This is a genomic window from Sulfitobacter aestuarii (assembly GCF_042685005.1).
Taxonomy (GTDB): Bacteria; Pseudomonadota; Alphaproteobacteria; order Rhodobacterales; family Rhodobacteraceae; genus Sulfitobacter; species Sulfitobacter aestuarii.
On sequence record NZ_JBHUMP010000002.1, the window covers coordinates 305,169 to 331,025 of the forward strand.

General features: G+C 62.8%; 17 protein-coding genes and 1 tRNA gene. 7 read left to right on the forward strand and 11 right to left on the reverse strand.

The window, feature by feature from the left end:
• Positions 1-91 precede the first annotated feature (91 nt).
• The 6 genes from pdxH (at position 92) to ACFSUD_RS03785 (ending at position 6,674) form a co-directional block, all read left to right on the forward strand.
• Positions 92-697 (forward strand): pyridoxamine 5'-phosphate oxidase, encoded by a 606-nt coding sequence (gene pdxH, locus ACFSUD_RS03760; RefSeq protein WP_386371604.1) that lies wholly within the window; start codon positions 92-94, stop codon positions 695-697.
• An 80-nt stretch (positions 698-777) separates the two neighbouring features.
• Positions 778-1,356, forward strand: a complete 579-nt coding sequence (locus tag ACFSUD_RS03765) for a cold-shock protein (RefSeq protein ID WP_386371606.1) — start codon at positions 778-780, stop codon at positions 1,354-1,356.
• A 14-nt stretch (positions 1,357-1,370) separates the two neighbouring features.
• Complete coding sequence (locus ACFSUD_RS03770; RefSeq protein WP_386371608.1) at positions 1,371-1,814, forward strand: DUF192 domain-containing protein; 444 nt, start codon at positions 1,371-1,373, stop codon at positions 1,812-1,814.
• Positions 1,815-1,855: 41 nt separating this feature from the next.
• Positions 1,856-1,932, forward strand: a tRNA-Pro gene (locus tag ACFSUD_RS03775).
• 674 nt (positions 1,933-2,606) lie between these two features.
• The gene (locus ACFSUD_RS03780) at positions 2,607-6,251 is read left to right on the forward strand and encodes a vitamin B12-dependent ribonucleotide reductase (protein ID WP_386371610.1); all 3,645 of its coding nucleotides are present in this window, start codon (positions 2,607-2,609) and stop codon (positions 6,249-6,251) included.
• Between the two features lie 129 nt (positions 6,252-6,380).
• Positions 6,381-6,674, forward strand: coding sequence for a hypothetical protein (locus tag ACFSUD_RS03785; protein ID WP_386371613.1), 294 nt, complete (start codon positions 6,381-6,383; stop codon positions 6,672-6,674).
• Positions 6,675-6,800: 126 nt separating this feature from the next.
• On the opposite strand, the gene ACFSUD_RS03790 is transcribed toward ACFSUD_RS03785, so the two are convergent.
• Both ACFSUD_RS03790 and hmpA read right to left on the reverse strand, forming a co-directional pair.
• Positions 6,801-8,102, reverse strand: a complete 1,302-nt coding sequence (locus ACFSUD_RS03790) for a D-amino acid dehydrogenase (protein ID WP_386371615.1) — start codon at positions 8,100-8,102, stop codon at positions 6,801-6,803.
• 255 nt (positions 8,103-8,357) lie between these two features.
• Positions 8,358-9,533 (reverse strand): NO-inducible flavohemoprotein, encoded by a 1,176-nt coding sequence (hmpA, locus tag ACFSUD_RS03795; protein ID WP_386371617.1) that lies wholly within the window; start codon positions 9,531-9,533, stop codon positions 8,358-8,360.
• Positions 9,534-9,665: 132 nt separating this feature from the next.
• Between hmpA and ACFSUD_RS03800 the strand changes: the two genes are divergently transcribed.
• Complete coding sequence (locus ACFSUD_RS03800; RefSeq protein WP_386371619.1) at positions 9,666-10,091, forward strand: RrF2 family transcriptional regulator; 426 nt, start codon at positions 9,666-9,668, stop codon at positions 10,089-10,091.
• A 24-nt stretch (positions 10,092-10,115) separates the two neighbouring features.
• Here ACFSUD_RS03800 and metH read toward each other — a convergent pair whose 3' ends face one another.
• The 9 genes from metH to ACFSUD_RS03845 all read right to left on the reverse strand — a co-directional run bounded on the left by metH (position 10,116) and on the right by ACFSUD_RS03845 (position 25,840).
• The gene (gene metH, locus ACFSUD_RS03805) at positions 10,116-12,839 is read right to left on the reverse strand and encodes a methionine synthase (protein WP_386371621.1); all 2,724 of its coding nucleotides are present in this window, start codon (positions 12,837-12,839) and stop codon (positions 10,116-10,118) included.
• The gene (locus ACFSUD_RS03810) at positions 12,832-13,878 is read right to left on the reverse strand and encodes a homocysteine S-methyltransferase family protein (protein WP_386371623.1); all 1,047 of its coding nucleotides are present in this window, start codon (positions 13,876-13,878) and stop codon (positions 12,832-12,834) included. Before ACFSUD_RS03810 ends, metH begins: the two co-directional genes overlap by 8 nt.
• Before the next feature lie 132 nt (positions 13,879-14,010).
• Positions 14,011-15,663 (reverse strand): exosortase E/protease, VPEID-CTERM system, encoded by a 1,653-nt coding sequence (xrtE, locus tag ACFSUD_RS03815; protein WP_386371624.1) that lies wholly within the window; start codon positions 15,661-15,663, stop codon positions 14,011-14,013.
• An 89-nt stretch (positions 15,664-15,752) separates the two neighbouring features.
• Positions 15,753-15,941, reverse strand: a complete 189-nt coding sequence (locus ACFSUD_RS03820) for a VPEID-CTERM sorting domain-containing protein (RefSeq protein ID WP_386371626.1) — start codon at positions 15,939-15,941, stop codon at positions 15,753-15,755.
• 737 nt (positions 15,942-16,678) lie between these two features.
• Positions 16,679-18,178, reverse strand: a complete 1,500-nt coding sequence (locus ACFSUD_RS03825; protein ID WP_386371628.1) for a SpoVR family protein — start codon at positions 18,176-18,178, stop codon at positions 16,679-16,681.
• A complete protein-coding gene (locus ACFSUD_RS03830; protein WP_386371630.1) occupies positions 18,171-19,493 on the reverse strand; it encodes a YeaH/YhbH family protein in 1,323 nt (440 codons plus the stop codon). Before ACFSUD_RS03830 ends, ACFSUD_RS03825 begins: the two co-directional genes overlap by 8 nt.
• A 23-nt stretch (positions 19,494-19,516) precedes the next feature.
• The gene (locus tag ACFSUD_RS03835) at positions 19,517-21,451 is read right to left on the reverse strand and encodes a PrkA family serine protein kinase (RefSeq protein WP_386371632.1); all 1,935 of its coding nucleotides are present in this window, start codon (positions 21,449-21,451) and stop codon (positions 19,517-19,519) included.
• Between the two features lie 458 nt (positions 21,452-21,909).
• Positions 21,910-23,253 carry an HlyD family type I secretion periplasmic adaptor subunit gene (locus tag ACFSUD_RS03840; protein WP_386371633.1) on the reverse strand — a complete coding sequence of 448 codons (1,344 nt, stop codon included), beginning with the start codon at positions 23,251-23,253 and terminating at the stop codon, positions 21,910-21,912.
• Positions 23,246-25,840 (reverse strand): type I secretion system permease/ATPase, encoded by a 2,595-nt coding sequence (locus tag ACFSUD_RS03845; protein WP_386371635.1) that lies wholly within the window; start codon positions 25,838-25,840, stop codon positions 23,246-23,248. Before ACFSUD_RS03845 ends, ACFSUD_RS03840 begins: the two co-directional genes overlap by 8 nt.
• Between the last annotated feature and the right edge of the window lie 17 nt (positions 25,841-25,857).

Sequence of the window (25,857 nt, forward strand, 5' to 3'; positions counted from 1 at the left end):
CACGTTTTGGTTGTTGGATCGAAACAATTGCTATATCTTCGGTCAGGCGCTATTTGCGCATATGTTATTTTATTGATGTGAATGATTTAAGATGGACAAGCGGACCGGCATTTTTGCGGGAGATGACCCGTTCCAGATCGCGCGGCAATGGCTGCGTGCGGCGCAGGACAGCGAACCGAACGATCCCAATGCCATCGCCCTTTCGACGGTTGATGGCAGGGGTATGCCCAATGCGCGCATGGTGCTTCTCAAGGAGATCGAGGCCGATGGTTTCGTCTTCTACACCAATTACGAGAGCACCAAGGCAGGGGAGCTGGAGGGAACGGGCAAGGCGGCCTTCGTGATGCACTGGAAGTCGCTGCGGCGGCAGGTGCGGGCGCGGGGGTCGATCGGCAGGGAAGAGGGGCCGCAGGCCGATGCCTATTACGCATCGCGCTCGCTCAAGAGCCGCCTCGGGGCCTGGGCATCGCGGCAGTCGCAGCCACTGGAAAGCCGCGCTGCCCTGATGGCCGAAGTGGCCAGGGTCACGGCCCAACATGGGATCAATCCCAAACGCCCCCCTTTCTGGGGCGGGTATCGACTGACCCCGCTGGAGATCGAGTTCTGGGCTGACGGCGAATTTCGCCTGCATGACCGGTTCCGCTGGACGCGCGAAGCCATCGACACGCCCTGGGAGGTTGCACGGCTCAATCCGTGAGACCGACAGGGGCCGAATTACGGAGGGGATGCCAGATTTTTCAGGCATTTCTGCGAGCAATGTAATATGCTGACCGAAGGATGAATGTGTCTCAGGATGATAAAAACGCCCCGGCCGTAAGTGGTATCGTCAAATGGTTCGATCCGGTCAAAGGGTTTGGTTTCGTGATTTCCGACGCCGGAGGTCCCGATATTCTCTTGCATGTGAATGTGCTGCGCAATTTCGGCCAGAGTTCGGTGGCGGACGGTGCCCGGATCGAACTCTATGCCCAGCAGACGGAGCGCGGGGTTCAGGCGACGTCGATCGTCTCCATCCAGCCGCCGCAGGGCGCGCAGGCGGCAGCACTTGCCGATATCGTCGGGCTCGACCCGGGCTCGGTGGCCAATGCGCCGCTCGAACCCGCCCGGGTCAAGTGGTTCGACAAGGCCAAGGGTTTCGGCTTTGCCAATGTCTTCGGGCGACCGGAGGATGTGTTCCTGCATATCGAGGTGCTGCGCCAGTCCGGCCTGTCGGATCTGCAACCCGGCGAAGCCTTGGCGATGCGGGTGATCGAGGGTAAACGCGGCCATATGGCAGCGGAGGTGCAAGCATGGGAAGCAGCGGTGACAACAAGGCAGCCCGGACAGGCCGAGACGGCCGACAACGGCAGCGAAGCCTGAGTTTTTTCGCAACTATGCTGGCGTTCGTTGCATCGGTTTCGGCCGCTGCAGCCGGGTGCCGGGAAGACCAGGTGTTCCTGCGTGGCGACTGGGGTCAGGCGCGGTTCAGCGTCGAAGTGGCGGATGATCCCGAAGCCCGGGCGCGGGGGCTGATGTTTCGCGAATCCCTGCCTGCCAGCGCCGGGATGTTATTCGTCTACGAGAAACCGCAGCCCCTCAGTTTCTGGATGCGCAATACGCTGATTCCGCTCGACATGCTCTTCGTCGATGCGGGGGGCGTGGTGCGGCGGATCCATCATATGGCGCGGCCCCATGACGAAACCGCGATTATTGGCGGCGATGACCTGCTTTCGGTACTGGAGATCAACGGCGGCATGGCGCGCAGGCTTGGGATAACCGAAGGCAGCGCGCTGCGTCATCCGGCTTTTTCCGGTCCGGCGGCGGCCTGGCCCTGTTAGGGCTTTTCAATCGCGCCGCTTCTGTCTAAAGAAGCGCAAGTCGGAGCGTGGCGCAGCCTGGTAGCGCACCTGTTTTGGGTACAGGGGGTCGGAGGTTCGAATCCTCTCGCTCCGACCATCTTCATCGAATTTTCATTCATTTGAACCGCTAGGGGATCGCGACTCGGTCCGCCTATATCTTGGGGCTGATCTCCTGTCCGACTCAATTTCTGGCACGCGAGTCCCCTCTGACCGGCGCGGATACCCCTGACAAGGCGGGCCGATGTGATGATTTCGAAACACCGGCGCGGTCTTGCCAGCTGTGCAAGGGATTATTCGCATCACGCGGTTCGGGCCTGTGCATATCTCCCCCATGCCTGTGAGAGACTCCCGCTAACCCCGTTGCGATACTAGAAAAAATTCCTGCGTCGGAAATATCGCCCGGACGGGCAAATCTGGGGATATCCGGTGCGGGACTCGGTATGGTTCCGGGGCACTTTGAAATGGCCCGATGGTCAACACTTCCGATCCGGAAAATTTGAAAAAAAATCAATTGACCAATGTGGTTGAGATACGTCAGGTTGTGGGTGCTGATACCGGCAACACAAGATGTGGTGGTTTCACCGGAGGGTGCATCAAGGCTGATCGCACCGGCGCAAGATCATAATTCGCGCTTTTCGAGCGGCTGTCCCGGTTCCTTTCGGGGTGGCAGGATGATTACCGTTGGCCGGGTGGCAGGGTGAATTTGAGTGGGGCGGACTGCCATCGCGGGGCCGGTCCGGGGTTGAAATAGCGAGATACGGGGCTGCGATAATGAAGATTGAACGGAAATTCACCAAGGCCGGGCAGGACGCCTATGCAGATCTGGATTTCGTGAGCGCCGTCTCCGAGATCCGCAATCCCGACGGTTCCGTTGTCTTCAAACTCGATAATGTCGAGGTGCCCGCCAGCTGGAGCCAGGTCGCCAGCGACGTGATCGCGCAGAAATATTTTCGCAAGGCCGGGGTGCCCTCCGAAACCCGAAAGGTGAAGGAAAAGGGCGTGCCCGAATTCCTGTGGCGCTCCGTGCCCGCCGAAGGGGCCGAGATGGGCGGCGAGACCTCCTCCAAACAGGTCTTCGACCGTCTCGCCGGGGCCTGGGCCTATTGGGGCTGGAAAGGTGGCTATTTCTCGACCGAGGACGATGCGCGCGCCTATTACGACGAGATGCGCCACATGCTCGCTTCCCAGCGCGCCGCGCCGAATTCACCGCAATGGTTCAACACCGGGCTGCACTGGGCCTATGGCATCGACGGTCCGGCGCAGGGGCATTTTTACGTTGATCACAAGTCGGGCAAGCTGACCCGGTCGACGTCCTCCTATGAACATCCCCAACCGCATGCCTGTTTCATCCAGTCCGTCGCAGACGATCTGGTCGGCGATGGCGGCATCATGGATCTCTGGGTCCGGGAAGCGCGGCTGTTCAAATACGGCTCGGGAACGGGCACCAACTTTTCATCGCTCCGCGGAGAGGGCGAGAAGCTGTCGGGCGGCGGCAAGTCGTCGGGTTTGATGGGGTTCCTCAAGATCGGGGACCGTGCCGCAGGCGCCATCAAATCCGGCGGCACCACCCGGCGCGCGGCCAAGATGGTGATCGTGGATGCCGACCATCCCGATATCGAGGATTTCATCAACTGGAAGGTGATCGAGGAGCAGAAGGTGGCGAGCATCGTCGCGGGCTCCAAGATGCACGAGGAAAAGCTGAACAAGCTCTTCGCCGCGATCAAGGCCTGGGACGGCGCGCAGGCCGATGCCTATGACCCGGCGGTCAACGAGGGCCTGAAGGCCGCAATCCGCGAGGCCAAGAAGGTCGCGATCCCCGAGACCTACATCAAGCGGGTGCTGGATTACGCCAGGCAGGGCCATACCGGCATCGAGTTTCCGACCTATGACACCGATTGGGACAGCGAGGCCTATTCGAGTGTTTCGGGGCAAAACTCGAACAACTCGATCCGGGTGACCAATGCCTTCCTCACCGCCGTCGAGAAAGACGCAGATTGGGAGCTCATCAGCCGCACCGAGAACCGGGTGACCAGAACGATCCGCGCCCGTGACCTCTGGGACCAGATCGGCCATGCCGCCTGGGCCTGCGCCGATCCGGGCATCCAGTATCACGACACGGTCAATGACTGGCACACCTGTCCCGAGGACGGCGCGATCCGTGGATCGAACCCGTGTTCGGAATACATGTTCCTTGACGATACCGCCTGCAACCTGGCCTCGATGAACCTGCTGACCTTCCTCAAGGACGGTGAATTTCAGGTTGAGGATTACATGCACGCCTCGCGGCTCTGGACCGTGACACTGGAAATCTCCGTGATGATGGCGCAGTTCCCGTCGAGGGAAATCGCCCAGCGGTCCTATGATTTCCGCACCCTCGGTCTTGGCTATGCCAATATCGGCGGGCTGCTGATGAACATGGGCTTCGGCTATGACAGCGCGGAAGGGCGTGCGCTCTGCGGGGCGCTGAGCGCGATCATGACCGGCGTGGCCTATGCCACCTCCGCCGAGATGGCCGGGGAGCTCGGCGCCTTTCCCGGCTATGATAAGAACGCGGCACATATGCTGCGGGTGATCCGCAACCATCGCAATGCGGCCTATGGCAAGGACAAAGGCTATGAGGCGCTGTCGGTCAAGCCGGTGCCGCTCGACCACGCCAATTGCCCGCAGGCCGATCTGGTCGATGTCGCGATGTCCTGCTGGGACGAGGCGCTCAGCATCGGGGAGCGGCACGGCTATCGCAACGCCCAGACCTCCGTGGTGGCGCCGACCGGCACCATCGGTCTGGTGATGGATTGCGACACCACCGGGATCGAGCCCGATTTCGCGCTGGTGAAGTTCAAGAAACTGGCCGGGGGCGGCTATTTCAAGATCATCAACCAATCGGTCCCGGCAGCGCTGGTGAAGCTCGGCTATCTGCCTGCCCAGATCGAGGAGATCGTCGCCTATGCCGTCGGTCATGGCAGCCTTGGCAATGCACCGGGGATCAACCATACCTCGCTCACCGGCCATGGTTTCGGCCCCGAGGAGCTGGCCAAGATCGAAGCGGCGCTGGGATCGGCCTTCGACATCCGCTTCGTGTTCAATCAATGGATGCTGGGCGAGGAATTCTGCACGCAGGTGCTCGGCATCCCGGCGGAGAAGCTCAACGATCCGACCTTCGACCTGCTGCGCTCGCTCGGGTTCAGCAAGCAGGACATCGACGCGGCCAACGATCACGTCTGCGGCACCATGACGCTCGAGGGTGCGCCGTTCCTCAAGGAAGAGCATTACGCGATCTTCGACTGCGCCAATCCCTGCGGCAAGAAGGGCAAACGCTATCTCAGCGTGAACAGCCATATCCACATGATGGCGGCGGCGCAGAGTTTTATTTCGGGTGCGATCTCCAAGACGATCAACATGCCCAACGACGCCACGATCGAGGATTGCCAGAAGGCCTATGAACTCAGCTGGTCGCTCGGCATCAAGGCCAACGCGCTCTACCGCGACGGCTCCAAGCTCAGCCAGCCGCTGGCGGCGGCGCTGGTGGAGGATGACGACGAGGCGGCCGAGGTGCTGGAAAGCGGCTCCGCGCAGGAGAAGGCGACGGTGCTGGCCGAGAAGATCGTCGAGAAGGTGATCGTCAAGGAAATCGTCCGCTCGCACCGCGAGAAGATGCCGCAGCGTCGCAAGGGCTATACCCAGAAGGCGAATGTCGGTGGGCACAAGGTCTATCTGCGCACCGGCGAATACAGCGACGGCACGCTCGGCGAGATCTTCATCGACATGCACAAGGAAGGTGCGGGCTTCCGCGCGATGATGAACAATTTCGCCATCGCCGTGTCGGTCGGGCTGCAATATGGCGTGCCGCTGGAGGAATTCGTCGATGCCTTCACCTTCACCAAGTTCGAGCCCGCCGGGATGGTGCAGGGCAACGACAGCATCAAGAACGCCACCTCGATCCTTGATTACGTGTTCCGTGAGCTCGCGGTCTCCTATCTCGACCGGACCGATCTGGCGCATGTGAAACCCGTCGGCGCGACCTTTGACGATCTCGGCAAGGGCGAGGAGGAAAACCTCGCCAATGTCAGCGAACTCAGCGACGGCGCCGCGAGCAAATCCCTCGACGTGCTGCGCCAGATCAGCTCCACCGGCTTTCTGCGCAACCGTCTGCCGCAGGAATTGGTGGTGCTGCAGGGCGGGCAGGGGGCGCCGGTGGCGCAGGGGAGTGCCACCCCGGCCGCGGTGCAGAGCGTCGCCGCCGTGGCGATGAGCAGCACAGTCGTCTCCGGCCCGGCGGCAAGCATGAACGCGCGCACCAAGGCCAAGATGCAGGGCTATGAGGGCGAGGCCTGCGGGGAATGTGGCAATTACACGCTGGTGCGCAATGGCACCTGCATGAAGTGCAATACCTGCGGCGGCACCAGCGGCTGCAGCTGATCGCGAGCGGAGCGGTTCCCTGCGGGGAACCCGCCCAGGTTGTGCCGCAGCGGCACGGCGAGAGCGGTCCAGTGCATGAACAAACAAGTTTCGGCCCCATCGCGCCGACACTCACAGACAGGCGTCCCGATGCCCGGCACATGCGACCGGCGGGCCAATGCGGAGAAGATTTTGGAACTGATCGTTGGAAATACCCGGGTGACGGCGGCAGCGCTGGAACTGACCGAGGACGGCGTGATCGCCAGATTGTCGGGCGCCGCCCTGCGCGACGTGCTCGATGCGACATTCGGCGGGCCTGCCTCCGTGCAGGTCTGGGGGCAGGACATCGGCGCGCGGTTGATGACGGTGACCGAGATCCGCATGCATGGCGCGACCTCGACCGTCACCCTCGAAGATACCGGAACGGCGATGGCGGTGCATTGAGCCCGCCGACCCTCCCGACGGTGCCCGGATGCCCCGTCGCACAATCCAGCCATAGGCCAGGTTGCGCGCCGCAGGTCGTGAGGCTGCCGCATCCGGGCCGCTCGGGCCCGAACGCGGACCCCGCGCTCAGCCGGTGACTGGCCGGAGCTGTTCCTCTCTAGGGCGCCGGTCGGACGGCAGGTAGCGCTCGTATCCGTATTCGGCTGCCGGAATGGCGCTGGCGCTGCCGCTGACGATGTCACAGAGCAGCTGCCCCGAACCGGCCGCCATGGTCCAGCCCAGCGTGCCGTGACCGGTGTTGAGGAACAGGTTTGCCGCCCCGGCCCGGCCGATCACCGGCGTGCCATCCGGCGTCATCGGGCGCAGTCCGGTCCAGAATTGCGCGCGGCTCTGGTCGGCTGCTCCGCCGAACAGGTCCTCGACCGAGAGGGTCAGCGTGTCCTGTCGCTTGGCCACCAGCGTCTTGCTGAACCCGTTGAGCTCGGCCATGCCCCCGGCGCGGATCCGGTCGCCGAGCCTTGTGATCGCGACCTTGTAGCTTTCGTCCATCACCGTCGATTGCGGCGCGCGCTCGGGATCGACCAGCGGCGCGGTGATCGAATATCCCTTGACCGGATAGATCGGCAGCTTGACCCCTAGCGGCCGGGTCAGCAGTGGCGCGGGGCTGCCGAGCGCCACGACGAAGGCATCGGCCTCCATCGGCCCCTGCGAGGTTTCGACCGAGGTGATCCGCCCGCCGCTCTGCTCCAGCCGCCTGATCGCGGTGCCGAAACGGAAGGTCACGCCAAGCGCGCGGGCCATCTCGGCGAGCCGGGTGGTGAAAATCTGGCAATCGCCGGTCTCGTCACCGGGCAGGCGCAGCCCGCCGGCGATCCTGTCCCGCGCATTTTCGAGCCCCGGCTCGGCAGCGACGCAGCCCGCGCGGTCGAGCAGTTCGAAACGCACGCCGCGCTCCTTCAGCACGTCGATATCCTTGGCCGCGCCATCGACCTGTTTCTGGGTGCGGAACAATTGCAGCGTGCCCTGCTGGCGCCCGTCATAGGCAATGCCGGTTTCCTCGCGCAGCGCGATCAGGCAGTCGCGGCTGTATTCGGCAAGCCGCACCATGCGGCCCTTGTTCACGGCGTAGCGTGCTTCGGTGCAATTGCGCAGCATCTGCGCGAGCCAGGTCAGCTTGGCAAGCTCGGGACGGGGCGAGACGATGAGCGGCGCATGTTTCTCGAACATCCATTTCAGCGCCTTCAGCGGCACGCCGGGCGCGGCCCAGGGCGCGGCATAGCCCGGCGAAATCTGCCCGGCATTGGCGAAGCTGGTATCCTGCGCCACGGCGTCGTTGCGCTCGATCACGGTGACCTCATGTCCGGCCTTGGCGAGATACCAGGCCGAGGTGACCCCAACCACACCGGCGCCCAAAACGATGATCTTCATAGCATTGCCCTCTTTGGCTCTGTCGTCTTTCACCGCAGATTACCTGAAGATTCCGGGAGTTCTTGGCGAAGGGAGGCGCGGATAAGCCCAGTTTTCGAAGGCTGTCCGAAGAAGCTGGTTGACTGCGCAAATTTATTGCGTGTTTCTGGGTCAATGGGGGCATATGGCGGCGCCGGGCGGATTGTGATTCTGCTCCGCCAGGGCCGGATTGATAAAGGCGCGCCATGCCCGAAGGCTTGGCGCGCCCTGCCTGTCTTACAGTGCCTCGGAGGCCGGGCCGAAGAACTCATAATGCAGCCGGTCGTCGCTGACGCCGATCTCGCGCAATCCTTCGATCGTGGCCTTCATGAAGCCGACCGGCCCGCAGACGTAGTAATCGGCGCGCTCCGGACTGGTGTTGGCGGCGAGCCATTGGGTATTGACCCTGCCTTCGAGCACATCCGCGTCGCCCGTCGCCTCGGTCTCTTCGTAGAATACCGCCGTTCTGGTCGCGAGATTGCGCGGGGTGTCCTTCATCGCGTGATGCATCGGGCTGCGGGCGGCGTGGATATAGGTCACCGGCAGGCGCCCGCCGCTTTGGGCTTCGAGGATCGAGAGCATGGGGGTCTGGCCGACACCGCCCGACAGCAGCACGATCTCCGATTTTCCGGCCGGATCGAGGAAGAAATCCCCCGTCGGCGCCGCGACCCTGAGGATCGTGCCTTCCCGGGCCACATCGTGCAGCCATCCGGATGCCTTGCCCGCCGCCTCGCGCTTGACGGTGATCCGGTAATCCCGTCCGTTCGGCGCCGACGAGACCGAATAGGTGCGTCGCAGCGGCTCGCCCGCGCCGGTGTCGATCAGCAGCGTCAGATATTGTCCGGGCTTGTGACGCAGCACCGGCGCATCATCGGCCGGGCGCAGGATGAAGGAGCTGATCTCCGAGGTTTCGGCGATCTTCTCGGCAACGACGAAATCGCGCCAGCCGGACCAGCCTCCGGGGGCCTCGGCCTGTGCGGTGTAGAGATCCTTCTCGCGGCCGATCAGCACATTGGCCAGGAACCAATAGGCCTCGCCCCAGGCGGTGAGCACCTCCTGCGTCGCGGCCTCGCCCAGCACGTCGGAGATTGCCGCAAGCAACGCATTCGCCACGGCGTCATAATGTTCGGGCGCGATCTGCAGCGCGACGTGTTTATGGGCGATCCGCTCGATCGTGGCGGCCAGAACCTGCGGCTCGCGGATATGCCGGGCATAGCCGAGGATCGCGCCGGTCAACGCCTTGTGCTGTGGCGAGCTGCCGCTCTGGTGGGACATGTTGAAAAAGGCGCGGATGGCGGGATCTGCCAGCAACCGTTCGTACATGCGCGCGACGATAGCCTCGCCATGGGCTTCGAGGGCGGGGACGGTGGCGCTGACGATTTCAATGGTGCTTTCGGACAGGGGGGTGGTCATTCGAGGGCTCCTGGTCAATAAGATTCCGATGAGGGGCATCTATTGATACGAGGGTTATTGATGCAAGTAGAAAGACTCTTATATCCCGACTCTGCGACAATTCGCGCGGACGGCAGCCGATGGAGTGACTAGATGCGCCTGACAGATACCTGCGACATTGCGTTTCGTGTCCTGATCTTCGCGGCGGCAAAGGGCGAGCAATGGTTTCGCATCGAGGATGTGGTGAATTTCTATAGCGTCTCGCGCAGCACCACGATGAAGGTCGTGAACACGCTCACGCGGTCCGGTATGCTCGAAGCGCGGCGCGGGCGCAGCGGCGGGCTGCGGCTCGGGATGCCGACGGGGGAGATTGCCCTTGCCGACGTGGTCCGGCTGATAGAGCCGGACTTTGCACTGGTGGAATGTCAGCGTCCTGACAATGCTTGCCGCATCACGCCGATCTGCGCGCTGCCCGCACCGCTGATCGCGGCGACCCAGGCGTTTCTTGACACGCTCGGACAATATACGCTGGAAGATATCGCCATTGACGGTCAGCGGATGTTCCCGGCGCCGGGTTGAGCGGCGCCGGGGAAACTTCCCGTGCTATTCGGCGGCCAGCGCCGATTTCTGCGAGGGCACGTAATTGAGGATCGGCGCGAGCCAGCGCTCGGCTTCGGCCATGTCGATCCCTTTGCGCCGCGCATATTCGGCGACCTGGTCGCGCTCGACCTTGCCGACGCCGAAATAATAGCTGTCCGGATGACCGATATAGAGGCCGGAGACCGAGCTGCCGGGCCACATGGCCATGCTTTCGGTCAGCTTCACCCCGGTGTGCTTTTCGGCGTCGAGCAGCGCGAAGAGCGTCTCTTTCTCGGTATGGTCAGGCTGCGCCGGATAGCCCGGGGCAGGACGGATGCCGGCGTAAGGCTCGGGGATCAGTTCCTGCGGGCTGAATGTCTCATCCGGCGAGGTGCCCCAATGCTCGCGGCGCACCTTTGCGTGCAGCATCTCGGCCATGGCCTCGGCGATGCGGTCGGCCAGCGCCTTGACCAGAATGGCGGAATAATCGTCATTGGCCTGCTCAAAACGCTTGGCGATTTCCGCTTCCTGCGGTCCGGCGGTCACCACGAAACCGCCCAGCCAATCCGCCGCCCTGCCTTCGGGCGCGACGAAATCCGACAGCGCCAGATTGGGGCGCGGCGCGCGTTTGGCGGTCTGCTGGCGCAATGTGTGGAAGGTGGCCAACGTGCCGGTGCGGCTGGCATCGGCATAGAGGCGGATGTCATCGCCCACGCTGTTTGCGGGCCAGAACCCGATCACGGCGCGGGGGGTGAACCATTTCTCCGCGACGATCCGGGCGAGCATCTCCTGCGCCTCGGCAAAGAGCGCGCGCGCGGCTTCGCCCTGTTTCTCGTCCTGCAGGATCTTCGGATAGATGCCCTTGAGCTCCCAGGTCCGGAAGAACGGCGTCCAGTCGATATATTCGGCAATCTCGGCGAGATCCCAGTCCTCGATCACCTTGACCCCGTTGACGTCCGGCGTGGCCGGGACATAGGCGTTCCAGTCGAGTTTCAGCGCATTGTCACGTGCATCTGCGAGCGACAGGCGCACCTTGGCGGCCTCGCCGCGGGCATGACGCTCGGCCACCTCGGCATATTCGGCGCGGACCTTGGCCGCATAGTCTTCCTTGCGCGCCGGGCTGAGCAGGTTGGACACCACGCCGACAGCACGGCTGGCGTCGTTGACATGCACGGTCTGGCCGCGCTTGTAGCCGGGCGAGACCTTCACCGCCGTGTGCACTTTCGACGTCGTCGCGCCGCCGATCAGCAGCGGGATGTCGAAACCGTCGCGTTCCAACTCGCTGGCCATATGCACCATCTCATCGAGGGAGGGCGTGATGAGCCCCGAGAGGCCGATCACATCGACCTTCTCGGCGCGGGCAACTTCGAGGATCTTCTGCGGCGGCACCATGACGCCGAGGTCGATGATCTCGTAATTGTTGCAGGCCAGCACGACGCCGACGATGTTCTTGCCGATGTCGTGAACATCGCCCTTCACCGTCGCCATCAGGATCTTGCCGGCACTCTCGCGCCCGTCGCCACCCGACAGCCGCTTTTCCTCTTCCATATAGGGCAGCAGCAACGCCACCGCCTGTTTCATCACGCGGGCGGACTTGACCACCTGCGGCAGGAACATCTTGCCCGCGCCGAACAGATCGCCCACGACGTTCATCCCGGCCATCAGCGGCCCTTCGATCACTTCGAGCGGGCGCTCGGCGGCCTGGCGGGCCTCTTCGGTGTCGAGGTCGATAAACTCGGTGATGCCGTTGACCAGCGCATGTTCGATGCGCTTTTCGACCGGCCAGTCACGCCATGCCAGATCGCGCAGCTTTTCCTCGCGCTTGCCGTCGCCGCGGAACCGTTCGGCGAGGTCCAGCAGCCGCTCGGTCGCGTCGTCACGCCGGTTCAGCACCACGTCCTCGCAGGCCTCGCGCAGCTCCGGGTCGATCTGGTCATAGACCGCGAGCTGCCCCGCGTTGACGATGCCCATGTCCATGCCCGCCTGAATGGCGTGATAGAGGAACACCGCATGCATCGCCTCGCGCACCGGTTCGTTGCCGCGGAAGGAGAAGCTGAGGTTCGACACGCCGCCGGAGACATGGGCATGGGGCAGGTTTGCGCGGATCCAGCGGGTCGCCTCGATGAAATCGACGCCGTAATTGTTGTGCTCCTCGATGCCGGTGGCCACCGCGAAGATATTGGGATCGAAGATGATATCCTCGGGCGGGAAGCCGACCTCCTCGGTGAGGATCTGATAGGCACGGGCGCAGATCTCGGTCTTGCGTTTGGCCGTGTCGGCCTGGCCTTCCTCGTCGAAGGCCATGACCACGACGGCCGCGCCGTAGGCCAGACAGAGCTCGGCATGTTCGCGGAACTGCGCCTCGCCTTCCTTCAGCGAGATCGAGTTGACGATCGGTTTGCCCTGAACGCATTGCAGCCCGGCCTCGATCACCTCCCATTTGGAACTGTCGATCATCACCGGCACGCGGGCGATATCGGGTTCGGCGGCAAGGAGATTGAGGAATTCGACCATCACCGCTTTTGAGTCAATCAACCCCTCATCCATGTTGATGTCGATGATCTGGGCGCCATTCTCGACCTGATCGCGGGCGACTTCGAGCGCGGTGTCGTATTCGCGGTTGGTGATCAGCTTGCGGAACCGGGCGGAGCCGGTGACATTGGTCCGCTCGCCGACGTTCACGAAGGGGATGTCTGACGTCAGCACGAAGGGTTCGAGCCCCGAGAGGCGGAGGAGACGGTCAGTCATGGGTTTCTACCTTTCGCGGAGAATGGGCAGCGACGGCATCGGCCATGGCGCGGATATGATCGGGCGTGGTGCCGCAGCAGCCGCCCACCAGATTGACCAGCCCCTGTTCCGCGAATTCGCCGATCTGTGCGGCGGTCGCTTCCGGGCCTTCGTCATATTGGCCGAATTCATTGGGCAGGCCGGCATTGGGATAGGCGCAGGTCAGTGCATCCGCGACGGTTGCGATCTCGGCGATATGCGGGCGCATGGCCGCTGCGCCGAGCGCGCAGTTGAGCCCGACGGAGAAGGGCCGCGCATGGCGGATCGAATGCCAGAAGGCGGTCGGCGTCTGCCCCGACAGGGTGCGCCCGGAGGCATCGGTGATGGTGCCTGAGATCATCACCGGCAGACGCGTGCCATGTTCCGCGAAAGCCTCGAAACAGGCGAAGATCGCCGCCTTGGCGTTGAGCGTATCAAAGATCGTTTCGATCAGGATCAGGTCCGCACCCCCGGCGATCAGCCCGCGGATCTGTTCGCCGTAGGCGATGCGCAGGTCATCGAAGGTCACGGCGCGATAGCCGGGATTGTTGACATCGGGGCTGAGCGAGGCGGTGCGGTTGGTCGGCCCCACCGCCCCCGCGACGAAGCGCGGGCGGCCATCCTCGGCCGTCGCCCGGTCGAGCGCGCGCCGCGCGACGCGGGCCGCCGCGACGTTGAGATCATGCACCGCGGCCTGCAGCCCGTAATCGGCCTGCGCGATGCTGGTGGAGGAAAAGGTGTTGGTCTCGACGATGTCAGCCCCGGCCAGGGCGAAGTCGAAATGGATCGCCTCGATCGCCGCGGGCTGGGTCAGCGTGAGCAGGTCGTTGTTGCCCTTCTGCGGCAGGTCGGTCGGATGCGGGCAGGGGCTGCCGCTGCCGGTCCCGGCGTAATCCTCCTCGCCGAGCGGCAGGGCCTGGATCATCGTGCCCATCGCCCCGTCCAGCAGCAGGATCCGCTCCCGGGCGAGATCGTGCAGCCTATCGAAAGTGTCTGATCGGGGCAGTCTGAAGGTTTTCATGGCTCTACAACGCTGGAAGGGTCGGGGAGCCTTTGAGGTAGCTTCTTTGGTTTCTGACAGCAAATTCATAATTGACGTAAAGATTATGAATGCTGCTCAAGTGAACGCCCGAACGGGCGGAGGTCGCGCCTCTCAGATCAGCGCCCAGTTGCCCAGTATCAGGGCCTGCCCGGCAATCACTGCGTTGGCAATGACATGACACAGAACCGCGTCGCTCAACCTGCCGTCGCGGCGCAGTGCCAGCCAGGCGAAGACCAGCCCGGCGAGAGCGGCGGCGAGCCAGCGGTCATGCAGTAGCGCAAAGGCAGCGGTGCTGAGCGCGACGGCGAGCAGCATGAACCAGGGGCTACGCCCGGCACCCAGCCGTTCGAGGAGATAGGAGCGGAAGAACAATTCCTCGATCAGCGGCACGGCAAGGATGGTGCCGCCGACCCGCGCGACGATCCAGATCGCCAGCGCCAGGGGACCGAGGCTGGCAAGCGCGAGATCGAGCGGGGTGTCCGCCTGCGCGACCGGCGCGCTCCAGAGCCAGAGCAGGCCGATCACGGCACCGAGCCCGGCCGCGAGCGGCGAAAGCCGCCAGTCGATCCGGGCGAGGGCCCGGCGGAACAGAAACAGCACCGCCAGCATCAGCAGGAAGCGCATGGGATAGGCGAGGCTCGGCAGGGTGAAGAAGGTCGAGGCAATCACCGCCGAGGCCATGAACACCGCGAAAGGCAGGATCCGCACCGCGTTCCAATCCTGCAGCAGCGGCGGCAGCGGTCGGGGCGCGGAAATCGCGGCGGCGGAGGCGCTCCGGCCGACATGGGCCCGCTGGAACCAGGGCACCAGACGCAGGCTCAGCGCACAGCCGAGCGCGAGCACCGAAAACATCAGCCAGCCTGCATGGGAGTGAAACCCGTCGACGGCGAGATCCGGGGAGATATTGACACCGATCCAGATCAGCAGGGTGATGCGGATTACGTTGAACACCCATGAGAGGGCGAGACCGATGGGCAGGATCAGGAAGATCCGCGGGAAGGCCAGTTCACGGCGGAACAGCGTGATATAGAGCGTCAGGAAGACCGAGATCAGGGCGAAACCCTCGACCCCGGAACAGCTTTGATTGATGCGCACCAGGAAATCGCCCTGACCGATCACGTATTCTCCCGGAATATGGAACAGGTCGAGCCCGGTCAGCGGCGCGAGCGCGACCACCGCGTCGAAGGAGAGCTGGCGCACCGCCTCGATATGCCACAACGGAAACAGGAAGCGACCGATCTCCGGCAGGCTCAGCGCGATGAGTGCAGGCAGGGCCAGGCTGAGCCAATTCTCCCGCAACGTGCCGCCCCAGACCGACCAGGGCGCGATCAGGCGCAGCGCGCCGGCGGCCACGAGCAGACCGCCGGTGATCCAGGCGGTGAGGCCGATCTGGCGCAGTCCGGCCGGGTCGGTGGCCTCGAAGAAGAGGCTCGACAGCAGTACCAAGAATACGCCGGGAAGGATCAGCATGAATTGCGGCCCGGTGGCGGCAGGTGTCATCGCGGCGCGCCCGAGGGCGGTGAAACGCCCGGGTCGCGCCATCATCGCCAGCAGCAGGATCACCAGCAGCGCCAGCAGTCGTTTCTCGAGCGTCACCAGGAACAGGCACATGCGCCAGATGGTGAACTTGCCGCATTCCGGCTTGTAGATCGCGTCGAAGGCATGGCCCATCAGGGTCAGCGTCGCTGCCGCGATCAGCAGGGCCAGAAGCGGACGGGCAAAACGAACGGGCGTGCGCGGCAGGTCGAGATCCTTGAAGGTCATGGAAAGGCGCGGCTCCTCTGGCATTCGCATTACGCCAGCCCGGCGAGGGGACGCCGGGCTGGATTCGGAAGCAATATATCCGTCGGCCATTAACGGCGGCGACGGCGCTCCCACATCAGGGCGACGGTTGCGCCGAGCACCGCCAGGGCGGCTGCCCCGGACACAGCGCTGATCTCCGGAACATCGGAGACTTCGCCATTGCCGTTGTACGGAACAGTGGCCAAAGCCTGACCGGCCCAGAACATCGCAAGAGTTGACAGTCCAACAAGTTTCTTCATCAGTTTCTCCCTAGTTTTCCACCCGGCGTCGCAGGGCGAAGGTTGCATGGCATGCCGCGAGGGGCGGCATGTTTTCCGCGCAGTGATCGGACCTGCGCGAATCCTGTCGCGGCATCGGCGGTGCGGAATTTTCCGCGCTGCTGGTGCCTGGTCCTCGCGGTCAGCGCGGCACGAGGCGCAACGGCCCCTGCACGGAAAGATTCCGCGTTTCCCGCAAGGGGAAAGGACTTGTGTTCGGAGAAAAGCGAAGGTGATGGGGTGACCCTGTCGGAACGGGAAGGACTCCGTAGCCGGTGCATTCGCGAGAGCCGCCCCATTGCCAATAGTGCAATAGGGTGTCGATAAAATGGAATTGCGACAGTTTCTGCGTGCCTGAATTAAAACACGTCATTGCGATGCACTCCTCGTGCGACGCGAAAGTTGCGCGTTTGAAACGGTTTTGTAAGAAGAAGACGCTTAACAGAACACTTTATACGGGTCTTGAAAAGTCTGGATCCCGAAATTCGTGAAATCCCATAAAAAAGCTTTCCAAAATACCGCCGCAAAGTCAACTTAATTTGCAGTCGTTACGACGAATTGAGGCGGGCAGGGCCAGTACGTTGGCGCAGCGCCAACGCTTGGCCGATGCGAAGGAAAATGGGCGGTTTCGGAAGCCTCCGCGAATGGCGAAGCCACGATCGCGCGGCCGCCGCGAGGCGTATGGCCCGGTGGCGGGAAAAAGCGGGCTCTAGCGCCGGTCAGGTCTGGGCGCTTTCCTCGAGCTGCACGTTATAGCCCCAGAGCCTGCGCATATATTCGAGCGTCGCATTGCGCGTCTCGGGGTCGAGCGGGACCCGGTTGCGCTGGAAATGACGCAGGTGCAGACAGCGGTCGCCCAGCAGATCCACATCGACGACCTGGATATCCGGGTCGGCATTGGACACATCGAGCGAATTGGCCAGGGCGTCGCGGACCGCGTGATAGCCGCGCTGATCGTGGATCGCGCTGACCATGCGGAAGGCGTCCTCGGCATCGTCGCTGAGCGCGAAGAGCCGGAACTTGCGGATCACCTCGGGGCCGAGGAATTGCTGGACGAAGCTTTCGTCGCGGTAATTGGTCCAGGCATCCTTGAGCACGTTGCGCCAATCTCCGGCCCCGGCGATGTCGGGAAACCATTCCCGATCCTCGTCGGTCGGCTCGGTGCAGACGCGTTTGATGTCCTGCATCATCGCGAAACCGATCGCATAGGGGTTGAGGCCGACGGAATGGGGGGAGTCGAAATCCGGCTGGGTCAGCACATTGGTATGGTTGTGCAGGATTTCCAGCATGTCGCCGTCGCTCAGCAATTTCTGCTCATAGAGCGCGTTCATGATGTAGTAATGCACGAAACAGGCACAGCCTTCGTTCATCACTTTGGTCTGGCGCTGCGGATAGAAATATTGCGAGATATTGCGCACGATGCGCAAGACCTCGCGTTGCCATGGTTCGAGGATCGGGCTGTGTCGTTCGAGGAAATAGAGCAGGTTCTCTTCCGGCAATCCCATGGCCCGCTTGCGCTTCTGGGCCTCCTCGTCGGTCCTTTGATGCGGGCGGGCGCGTTCGAAGGCGTCCCAGAGGTAGTTGGCCGCTTCCTCTTCCTCGCGCAGCCGCTCGCGCTGGCGCGCTTCCTCGTCACGCAGGGAGATCGAGGCGGGGCGGCGATGGCGGAAGACGCTGGCCTGCATCAGCGCATGGGCAGCGTCGAGCAGGTCTTCGACCTCCCGCTCGCCATGCCGCGTCTCGCATTCGGCGATATAGTCGCGCGCATATTCGAGGTAATCGAGAATACCCTCGGCATCGCTCCATTGCCGGAACAGATGGTTGTTCTTGAAGAAATGGTTATGGCCGAAAGCGGCATGGGCAATGACCAGCGTCTGCAGCGCCATGGAATTGTCTTCCATGCAATAGCTGATGCAGGGGCTGGAATTGATCACGATTTCATAGGCCAGCCCGCGCGCGCCCTTGCGGTAGAGCTGTTCGTCGCGCACGAAACGTTTGCCGAAGGACCAATGCCGGTACATCAGCGGCATGCCGTTGGAGGAATAGGCATCGACCATCTGCTGGGAGGAGATGATTTCGATCTGGTTGGGATAGACATCGAGTTGCAGATCCCCCAAGGCGATCTTCTCGATCGCCTCGTAGCTGCGCCGGATCGCGTTGAAATCCCATTCCGCATGCTGGAAAAGCGGCGTGCCGCCTTCGATCACCTGTTCAGACATCGCTCACCTTCTGACCCTTACGGACAAACAATTCCCGGAAGACGGGGTAGATATCGGCCGGTTTGGAGATCCGCTTCATCGCGAAATTCTCCCATTCGGTGGCGACCTGACGGTAGGAACGCCACAATTCCATGCCGTTTTCCTCGCTGTTCATCAGCTTGACCTCGCTCTCTTCGAGGATCTCGATATAGGCGAAATACTGGCAGAGCTTCATCAGCCGGTCGCCGAGGAGCTCGGCGCAGAGCCGTGAGTCGCCGCTGTAATTCTCGCCGTCCGACGCCTGCGCCGCGTAGATGTTCCATTCCGAGGGCGGATAGCGCGCCTCGATCACCTCCTGCATCTGCTTGAGTGCGCTGCTGACCACCGTGCCGCCGGTCTCCCGGGAGTGAAAGAAGGTCTGTTCATCGACTTCGCTGGCCACCTGCGTATGCCGGATGAATACCAGTTCGATGGTTTCGTATCGCTGTTTCAGGAACAGGTGCAGCAGCACGAAGAACCGCTTGGCCAGATCCTTTTCGCGTTCGCCCATCGAGGCCGATACATCCATCAGGCAGAACATCACCGCGTTGGAGGAAGGCTCGGGACGCATCTCGAAATGCTTGTAGCGCACGTCGAGCGGATCGACGAAGGGGATCAGGCGGCGTCGCCGTTCCTGCCTGTCGAGCGTTTCACGCAGGCTTTCAAGCTCGCGGGACTGGCGGCTGTCACGGCTGTCGAGCGCTTCGAGCTCGGCAATCCGCGCGGCCATTTCCAGCATGTCGCGGGTCTTTGGCCGTCGCAGGGCGATGCGGCGCCCGAAGGCGTTGCGCATGGTCCGGCTGACGCTGAGATTGGAGGGTGTGCCCGCGACGGTATAGCCCATGCGGTTGGGCTTGGCGGCCTTGATTTCCTTGAGGTTCTGCTTGACCAGATCGGGCAGTTCGAGATCCTCGAAATAGAGTTCGAGAAACTCGCTTCGCGACAGGACGAAGAGAAACTCATCCTCGCCCTCGCCATCGGCAGAGCCCTGTTTGCCCCCCCGACCACCGCCGCCGCTGCGCTGTTTCTTGATCCGGTCACCGACGTTGAAGCTTCGGTTGCCGCTCAGCACATATTCGCGGTGACCGCCCTCGGAGGCATGGCGGAACGTGGGCTCCGCAATACCCTTGCCGGGGACGGTGATCATTTCCTTCTGGTCTGCATCGGCAATGCCACGGCGCCGGACGCTTTCGTTGACCGCCTCCTTCACCGCGGTGCGGACCCGTCCGATGAACCTTCGGCGGTTGCCGTGGCTCTTGCCCTTCGGATTCAATCGACGATCAACGAAATGGGCCATCTGCTCTGGACCTCTCTGGTTGGTTACCCTGCCTTGTTGACGCGCATGTACCATTCCACCAGTCGTCTGACCTGACGGCGGGTGTAGCCGCGGTCGATCATCCGGTCGATGAATTCATCATGCTTGGCTTCGGTTTCCTTGTCGCGCTTGGCGCCGAAACTGACGACCGGCAGCAGGTCTTCGATCTGCCCGAACATCCGTTTCTCGATCACCCGGCGCAGCTTCTCGTATTTGCGCCAATCCGGATTCTCGCCGTGGTTCTCCGCCCGGGCACGAAGCACGAACTTGACCACCTCGTTGCGGAAATCCTTCGGGTTGGTGATGCCTACCGGTTTCTCGATCTTGGCCAGCTCCTGTTCGAGGATCTCGCGGTTGAAGAGCTGCCCGGTATCGGTGTCCTTGTAATCCTGATCCTCGATCCATGCATCGGCATAGGCGATGTAGCGGTCAAACAGGTTCTGACCGTAATCCGAATAGGATTCGAGATAGGCTTTCTGGATCTCGTTGCCGATGAATTCCGCATAACGCGGCGCGAGCTCGTCCTTCATATAGGAGAGATACCGACCCTCGACCTCTTCGGGCAGTTGCACCCGCTTGACCGATTGCTCGAGCACGTAGAGCAGATGCACCGGATCGGCGGCGACTTCTTCGTTGTCGTGGTTAAAGGTCTCCGACAACACCTTGAAGGCGAAACGGGTGGAAATCCCGTTCATCCCCTCGTCGACCCCCGCGACATCGCGGTATTCCTGCACCGAACGGGCGTTCGGATCGGTGTCCTTCAGAGTCTCCCCGTCATAGACGCGCAGCTTGGAATAGATCGGCGAGTTCTCGTGCTCCTTGAGCCGTGTCAGCACGCTGAACCGACCCAGCATCTCCAGCGCCTCGGGGGCGCAGGTCGCGTCGGCTAGACTGCTTTCACTGAGCAGCTTCTGATAGATCCGGGTCTCGTCAGAGGCGCGCAGGCAATATGGCACGTTAACGACGCTGATCCGGTCGAGGAAGGCCTCGTTGTTGCGGTTGTTCTTGAACTGCTGCCATTCCGCCTCGTTGGAATGTGCGACGATGACCCCTTGATAGGGAAAGGCGCCGATATTCTCCGTGCCGACGTAGGACCCCTCCTGGGTCGCGGTCAGCAGCGGATGCAGCACCTTGATCGGTGCCTTGAACATCTCGACGAATTCCATCATCCCCTGGGTGGTCCGGTTCAGCGCGCCGGAATAGCTGTAGGCATCCGGGTCGTTCTGGCTGAAATCCTCCAGCTTGCGGATGTCGAGCTTGCCGACCAGCGAGGAGATATCCTGGTTGTTCTCGTCTCCCGGCTCGGTCTTGGCCACGCAGACCTGGCGCAGCTTGGAGGGGTAGAGCTTGACCACCGACAGCTTCGATACATCGCCATCGAGCTCGCCCAGCCGTTTCACCGCCCAGGGCGAGATCAGCCCGGTCAGCAGCCGCTTGGGAATGTTGTACTTGGTTTCCAGCAGATCGCCCATCTGGTTTCGGTCGAACAGACCGAGGGGCGATTCAAAGATCGGGCTGATTTCCTCGCCCGCCTTGAGCACGTAGATCGGCTCGACTTCCATCAGGTTCTTGAGGACCTCGGCCAGGGTCGACTTGCCGCCGCCCACAGGCCCGAGCATGTAGAGGATCTGCTTGCGCTCTTCCAACCCCTGGCTGGCGTGCCGGAAGAACCCGACAATGCGCTCGATCGTCTCCTCGATCCCGTAGAGATCTTCGAAAGGTTTGTAGCGTTTGATCGTCCGGTTCAGAAAGATCCGGCTCAGCCGCTGGTCCTGCGCCGTATCCACCAATTCCGGCTCGCCGATGGCCGTGACCATCCGCTCCGCCGCCGTCGCCCGCATCGCAGAATCCTCGCGACATCCAAGCAGGTAGTCCTGCAGCGACATCTCTTCGAGTTTGTTGCGTCCGTAAGCTTCTGCGAATTGCTCGAAAACTTCCATTTCCTCATCCTTTCCGCCTGAAAATCGTCTTCCCCTCTGATTTCTCACCCTTTTTCACTCTAGCATAACATATAAATGGGGTGAAAATTCCCGATTTCTATTCACATTTGATTTTATTTCACCGAGCGCGGTTACAAATGCGTGATGGATCAAGGCTGCCTGTCGATCATGTCTAAGTTGTGGCGATGCGATTTCTGCTTGCCATAATTGCGCGCTGGAGCGGGGTTTTTCGTGGCGAAATCAAGGCGGAAGAGGCGGCTTGCAGAGCGATTTCAAACGGTCCTGCCGGCACCCGAAAACCTGTTGCTGAGTGCGTTCCGCCGCATCCCGTGGCGCTGCGGACAGCCAGACAGATTTACTCGGGATGAAGCGTTTTTGCGGAGCCGCTGGCGCCAGTTCGAGAGCGAAAACGAGACGATCCGGGCGACACGGGCCGCCCGGATCAGAGAATCGCTTCCCTATTGCTCGCGGAAGGCGCGGGTCATGCTGTCGCGGATCGGGCGGGCCAGATATTGCGCGAAGGTGCGTTCGGCGGTCTGGATCATGATCTCCGCCGGCATGCCCGGGGTCGGTTTGAATCCGACGACGCGGCCAAGCTGTTCCGGCGGGAGTGACACGCGCGCCACATAGACTTCCATCGCAACGCCGGTGGACGTGTCGGTGATCGAATCCGCCGACACATAGATCACCGAACCGTCCAGCACCGGTGTGGTCCGCTGGTTCAGGGCGGTAAGCCGGACCTTGGTCGGCTGGCCGACGCGCACGCTGTCGATATCGATCCGCGGGACCTGTACCTCGATGATCAAAGGCTCGTCGAGGGGCAGGATCTCCATGATCGCCCGGCCGCTTTCCACGACACCCCCGGCGGTATGGTAATGCAGCCTGACCACCGTGCCGTCCACCGGGGCGATGACATCGGTCCGCTCGCGCACGTTGCGGGCGGTGCGGGATTGTTCGCGGATCGAGTCGAGCTGTGACTGGATCGATTGCAGGTCGGTCAGCGCGGTCTGCCGGTAGCGGCCGATGGCCTGTTCGATCTGCGTCTCGTATTTGGCGCGGATCTGGCTGATCTCGTCGATCTCGGCCTGCAGCCGTCCGATATGGCCCTCGGCCTCGATCATCGCCCGGTCGAGCGCCGTCACCTCGGAGCGCCGGGCGAGCCCTTTTTCGAGCAGCTTGCGCTTCGCGGAAAGATCCTCCTCCAGAATGATCCGCTGCCGTTCAAAGGAATCCAGCTGCGTCTCATAGCCGATCCCGCGGGAGGCGAGGGCGTCGATATTGCGTTGCAACAGCGTCAGATCGCTTTTCAACGCCGACTGGGTCACGATGAAGGCCAGCGACTGGCCGTCGAGGATGGAGGCGACCTCGAGGTCCTGTTCCTTCGCCTCCTGCAAATGTGGCGGGAATTTCAGCACATCATGCTGCTGATGCTCGGCGATGAGCCGCGCCTCGGTGGCTTCGAGTCGCATCTGCCGGAGCTGCAATTCGCGTTCATTGGCGGAGGCGGCGGTGTGATCGAGCCGCACCAGCAGATCGCCGGACTTCACCCGGTCGCCCTCGCGGACCCGGATCTCCTCGATGATGCCGCCCTCGAGATGCTGGACGATCTTGTTCTGCCCGGTGGCGACGAAACTGCCCTGCGCGATCACAGCCGCTGCCAATGGTGCGCGGAAGGCCCAGAGGCCAAAGCCCCCGAATGTCAGCACCAGCAGCAACACCCCGAAGATTGCGAAACCGCTGATCGAGCGCGGCACCTCGGCATACCATTCGCCATCCGGCCCTTCGATCATCGTGTCAGCCATTGCCTTCGACCTTCTTCTGTGGCGCCTTGCGGCCCGCCAGTTTCTCGAGCACCGCGGTACGTTCGCCGAAGAGCTGGATATTGCCATCCGCGAGCAGCATGATCTTGTCCACCGAGCTCAGCAGCGAGGGTTTCTGGGTGATCACCACGGTGGTGATGCCGCTCTTGCGCGCGTGATCCACGGCCCGCGCCAGCGCTTTGTCGCCGTTGCTGTCGAGGTTGGAATTGGGCTCGTCGAGCACCACGAAGCGCGGATCCCCGAAAAAGGCCCGCGCCAGCGCGATCCGCTGTTTCTGCCCGCCGGAGAGCGGCGCGCCATCGGCCGCGACGATGGTTTCGTAGCCATGCGGCAGGTTGGCGATCATCTCGTGCACATCGGCCAGCATCGCGGCGCGGAAGACCTGCTCATCCGTGGCATCCGAGCGCATCCGCCCGATGTTGTCCTTGATCGTGCCCGGGAAGAGCTGCACGTCCTGCGGCAGATAGCCGATGTTTTCGCCGAACTGCCGGGGATCCCAGTTGCGCAGGTCCATGACGTCGAGCCGCACATTGCCCGAGGTCGGCAGGATCGACCCCACCAGCATCTTGCCGAGCGTCGTCTTGCCCGCGCCGGAATTGCCGATCACCGCCAGCGCCTCACCCGGATTGAGCGAGAAGCTGATACCGTTGAGCACCACCTGCTTGGTTCCGGCAGGCACATATAGCAGCCGTTCCACATCGAGCCGCCCCTCGGGTTTGGGCAGGTTGAGCTTCTCGAATTGCAGCCGCGACGCGGTGAGCAGCCCGGTGATCCGCGCATAGGAGGAGCGCGACATCGAGAAAGCGTTCCAGCCCTCGATTGCTCCTTCGATCGGCGCCAGCGCGCGACCGGCGATGATCGACGCGGCGATCACCATGCCGCCGGTGATCTGTCCGTCGATCGCGAGATAGGCCCCCCAGCCGAGCATCGCGATCTGCGTCAGCAGCCGCACCGCCCGTGAAACGGCGGAGGTGACGATGTTGCGGTCCTGCGCGCGCACCTGCGCGGTCAGCGAGGCCGAAGTGTCCTTGCCCCAGATCCGCACCGCCTCCGGGATCATCGCGAGAGCGTTGATGATCTGGCTGTTGCGGGCCATCGAGTCGAGATGCATGTTGGCCTTGGACTGCGCCGTGTTGGCTTCGGCGAAGGGTTTGGAGGTGATCTTCTGGTTTATCAGCGCGATCACCAGCAGGGCCAGCGAGGTGCCGATCACGATCGAGCCGAGATGCGGATGCACCAGGAAGATCGCCAGGATGAACAGGGGCGCGAAGGGCACGTCGAGGAAGGAAATCAGCGTGCCGGACACCAGGAAGCCGCGCACCTGCTGCAGATCGCCCAGGGTCTGATATTCGCGTCCCGTGCCGTGCAGGGAGGCCGCGGAGGCGGCGCTGAGGATCGGCGCGCCGAGCCGGACCGCGACTTCGACGGCCGTTCGCATCAGCACGAAGCGGCGCACGGCATCGAAGATCGCTTGCAGTATCACGGCGCCGACGATGACGACGGTGAGCATGATCAACGTATCGACGGAGCGGCTGGTCAAGACCCGGTCGGAGATCTGGAACAGGTAGACCGGGATCGCCAGGATCAGGATATTTGTCGCGCAGGTCAGCACCAGCACCAGCAACAGGTTGCGCCGTACCGCTGCCTTGCCGGATTTGAGCGATTCCGAGAAGTTCGACGGGCCGAGGCGTTTGTGAAATTTCGGTGGCTTGCTGCCGCCTCCGCCACCGGCGGAGGGGGGCGAGCCGCCCTGTTTGCGCCGGATCGGCCCGGTGTCGCCTTCTATCGTGACGCCGGGCAGCGCACCGCCGGTATCGCGGGCTGTTTCCGGTGTGGCACGGGCTTCATCGGGCTTGGCTGCGTTCGATCCGGCCCCTTTCGGCTGGGCCTTTTCTGATCGCGGCGGGTTCGCCTGTGATGCGTTCGGCGCTGCCTTGTGCGCTTCGGCCGTGCCGCTGGTCGCGGCGGACTTGGCCGCCTCGGGTTCAGCATGTTCCTCAGCTTGCGTCGGCTGCGGGGCGATTGTCGCGGGCTCGGCTGCGGGAGAAGCCGGGGCCTCGGATGTGGGCGCGCCGGAAACCTCCGGTTGCGGTCCTTTTGTCAGTGGTTTTGCCGGTGCCTGTTCGGCGACAGTAGCCGTCACGTTCTTCAGCGCGGGTTCTGCGGGCGCAGAAACCTCGGCTGCGACATCGGAGCCGGGTCCTGCAGAGCTGACCGGGACCGCAGAGGCATCTTCGCGGGCCTTCACGTCGGTATCTTGGCTGGATTTTGGTCCATCGCCTCCCTTGAGCTGAGTTGCCCGCGCCGCCTTTTCGCGCGCGGCGGCGGATTTCAGCGCCTCGGAAGGGCGCCAGCGCCGGAAAGCCGGTTCGCTCTGGGGAACCTTGGCGCCGTCGAATTCGATATCGGTGCGCTGGTCCACGGTCAGATAGAGCGGAGAGACCCGCCGCGCCGCGACCTTTGACGCAGGCTGGCAGCCCGGCCCGGCGGTGCGACAGCTCGCCTTGTTCTTGATTTTAGGAACATCCGTACGACCCGGAAACGGGGGATAATCGGGAACATGCTTCACGCGACCCTGCCTTTCAT